Genomic DNA, 3,318 nt, shown 5'->3' on the forward strand with positions numbered 1-3,318 from the left:
ATGGCAGAGCGAATGTCGACTCTACGAATTTGGTTAATCCTTTTACTCGTTCCATTCACCCAGTTCGCTGTGGGAGACGAACCCGTAAAACTACGGATCCTCAGTTACAATATCCACCACGCCGAAGGAATCGACGGACGCTTGGATCTGCAGCGGATCGCAAACGTCATCCGCGAAGTGAAACCCGATTTGGTGGCGTTGCAGGAAGTCGACCAGAATGTTCGTCGGTCACAGTCGGTGGACCAGCCTGCTGAGTTGGCAAGGTTGACCGACATGAACGTAGTATTCGGAGCAAACATTCCGCTTCAAGGCGGGCACTACGGAAACGCCGTGCTGTCGCGTTTTCCGATCGTCAAGCAGACGAATCATTTGCTGCCCAATCTTGCCGATGGCGAACAACGCGGCTACATCGAAGTGACGATCGAGATCCCTGGCGTCGCGGAGCCGCTGCGGCTAATGGCAACTCATTTTGACCATCGTCCCGATGAACGCGAGCGACTTGAATCAGCCGACGCGATTAATGCTCGAGCGAAAGATCAGCCGCAGCAGATTGTATTATTGGCGGGTGATATGAATGCGGTACCAGACAGTGAAACGATGAAACGGCTCGGTTCGACGTGGACCTCTGCGAGCGCCGTCGCGATGTCGACGATACCCGTGACCAAGCCTACCCGGCAGATCGACTTCATCCTTTATCGTCCCCAAGATCGCTGGCGTGTCGTTGATGTCAAAGTGCTCGACGAATCGGTCGCATCGGATCACCGGCCAATCTTTGCCGTGATCGAATTACAACCGGCCGAGTAACCGTAGCGAATATCCGCGAACAATCAGATCGTTGCAGCGGATCGCAGGCAATTGATCTTCATCAGCCGCTAATCGCTTGTCATCTCGGACAACATCTAAACACGATCACTGGCGATGGCTGAAGCACTCCGTGGAGGGTGGTTTGGTGTTGAGCCGACCGCCTTCTTAGCTCGGAAAGCCAAGTCAGAACGGGGCTGTCCGGTATGTTAGCCGTTTGGGGTAACGCTCTGTAGCTGTAACAGAGTACCCGCATCCTTAGGGGGGTCGGTCCATGGATCGAAAGCCGCCCGCAGCTTCCACCACGCCAAAAAGGCATGACCACTTTAGGGATAGAGACGTGTTGCGATAGGTCTATAGAGCAATCCGTGTAGAGCATGCCGAGCCCCCCTAAGCGGCCTTCGTAAGCCAGAAATCCAGCGTCATATCCCCGAATTCTCATTTACGGTTGCGAATGTTGTCGTTAGACTTCGCTAATGGAGCACAAGCCTTGTTGTGGGCTGTCTCCAGTTTCCTGCCTTCATACCATCCCCCCTTCCTTCCTTTCCTATTTCAGGAGAATTGTGTTGCACGCTAGATATCAGCGGCGAAAGTCCGCATTTACTCTGGTTGAACTGCTTGTTGTGATTGCCATCATTGGCGTATTGGTTGGGTTATTGCTGCCGGCCGTGCAAGCCGCTCGCGAAGCTGCTCGTCGTATGAGCTGCAGTAATAATTTCAAGCAAATCGGCTTGGGGATCCATAACTACCACTCCGCTTACAACCAACTTCCCGTTCTTGGAACCGGGACCTATGTCGTTGGCGGACGTGACCTTTGGGATCAGCCCTCGCCTACCACTCCCACTGCCACGGGGTGCTCGAACCACCGTTTGTCGATGCTGGTCGGGATTGTGCCGTTCATTGAGCAGCAAGCGCTATGGGAGCAGATCAGCAACCCGCTTGCGATCAACTCCAACGGAACTCCCAAATCGCCACCGTGGCAAGCGATGGGCCCGCGGCCAGATGAGCGCAACTACCTGCCCTACGTCACCGAATTGGCAACGTTCCGGTGTCCTAGTGACCCTGGTTCGGGATTGCCATCGTTGGGACGTACCAACTATGTGGCCTGCACCGGAGACTCGTCCTATCGATCGCGTGACCCGTATCTAAACGTCAACGAACAGTCCGAAGATTCGAGTGTGACTCTTCCTTACACTCCGAGTTCGAGCTCGGCACAACACTCCAACGCAGCGCATCGCGGCATGTTTGTGCTTACTAAGAACATGAAGTTCCGAGACACATTGGATGGACTGGCCAACACCATCATGTGTGGCGAGATCGCAACCGATCTGGGCGACAAAGATGCTCGAACCTCGTTGCCTACCAGCGGTGGTGTTGGGGTGACGGGCGAACGACAAAATTGCCATTTGAATCCGTCCTTCATGCAGGCGTCACTCGATCCCGAACGTCCACAATTCTGGATTTCCACGATTGGAGTCAATTCAAACTGGGGTCGTGGATACCACTGGTACGATGCGATGCCTGTTTATGGACAGATGCATACAATCCTGCCACCCAACTCGGCCGTCTGTACGGATGCGGGAGGTGGTGCTGGACACGGAGACTTGGTTTCCACTCCGTCCAGTCGTCATCAAGGCGGCGTGCATGTGTTGATGGGCGACGGTGCGGTTAAGTTCATCACCGATTCCATCGAAGCTGGCAATTCCCAGAACCCCGTTGTTTATCTCGGCGGTAGCGCTGCTACAAAAAACCAAACCGGTGCACAAAGCCCGTTTGGACTCTGGGGATCACTCGGCACTCGTGCTGCTAAGGAAGTGATCAGCAGCGATTTTTAGTTAGCCGACCGCAGTCGATGTCTACATTCATCGCACTTTCGTTGCGATGAAAACAAAAAACAACCTCGAACCTTTCACAGGTCCGAGGTTGTTTCGTTTTACATCCAGAGCTTTTAACCGATTGCTATTTTTCGACTCCGTCATAACCGTTTAATGCTGCCTCGTTCGCAGCAGCTTGCGCGTCATACGCGTCAATTGCCGCTTGATCTGCGTCTTCTAAGATGTTGGTGGAATCCGACGACGAACATCCGGTAACCGTAAGTGCAGCAACAAGCAACGCAAGCGAAAAAAGTCGACTCATCATTAACCTTTGGGTGGGAGATAAAAAAAGGAGGGCAGCCAAACAATGGCTTCGCTTTGATTTTAGTCAAGGATCAATCTTTTGACGAGCTGAGCTGTTGTTGATTTTTATTGTTTGCAACATCATGCACCTGGAGGAGTTCTACTAACGAGGTAGGCAGGAGGTTTCCAGTAGTATGGCCGCTTTGGCGTTAGCGGCCTGCTGATTTATTCGTGCGATGGACTTCCTAGTCCGTCCAATACTCCCATGACGGAGGAGGTCGTCCATCAGTCACCCCTTGCCGCAGGAACCTTCATCAAATCAACAGCCCTCTAGCCACAGTTCCGACATTGGACCGGGGCTAGCGCCCAATGTCATTTACTTTGGTAACCATCGGGGGGG

Annotated in this window: 3 protein-coding genes; 2 read left to right on the forward strand and 1 reads right to left on the reverse strand. The window is 53.3% G+C overall.

All coding sequences use genetic code 11. The features are described 5' to 3' along the window. The coding region (locus tag RMSM_RS33320; protein ID WP_085980639.1) for an endonuclease/exonuclease/phosphatase family protein at nt 1–804 on the forward strand (804 nt) is incomplete at its 5' end. Between the two features lie 563 nt (nt 805–1,367). Beyond that, nucleotides 1,368–2,636 (forward strand): DUF1559 domain-containing protein, encoded by a 1,269-nt coding sequence (locus RMSM_RS33325; RefSeq protein ID WP_040770827.1) that lies wholly within the window; start codon nt 1,368–1,370, stop codon nt 2,634–2,636. 124 nt (nt 2,637–2,760) lie between these two features. On the opposite strand, the gene RMSM_RS33330 is transcribed toward RMSM_RS33325, so the two are convergent. After that, a complete protein-coding gene (locus tag RMSM_RS33330; protein WP_160168431.1) occupies nt 2,761–2,937 on the reverse strand; it encodes a hypothetical protein in 177 nt (58 codons plus the stop codon). Nucleotides 2,938–3,318: the final 381 nt, after the last annotated feature.

Origin of the sequence: Rhodopirellula maiorica SM1 (assembly GCF_000346295.1) — a bacterium.
In the GTDB taxonomy this organism is placed as follows: Bacteria; Planctomycetota; Planctomycetia; order Pirellulales; family Pirellulaceae; genus Novipirellula; species Novipirellula maiorica.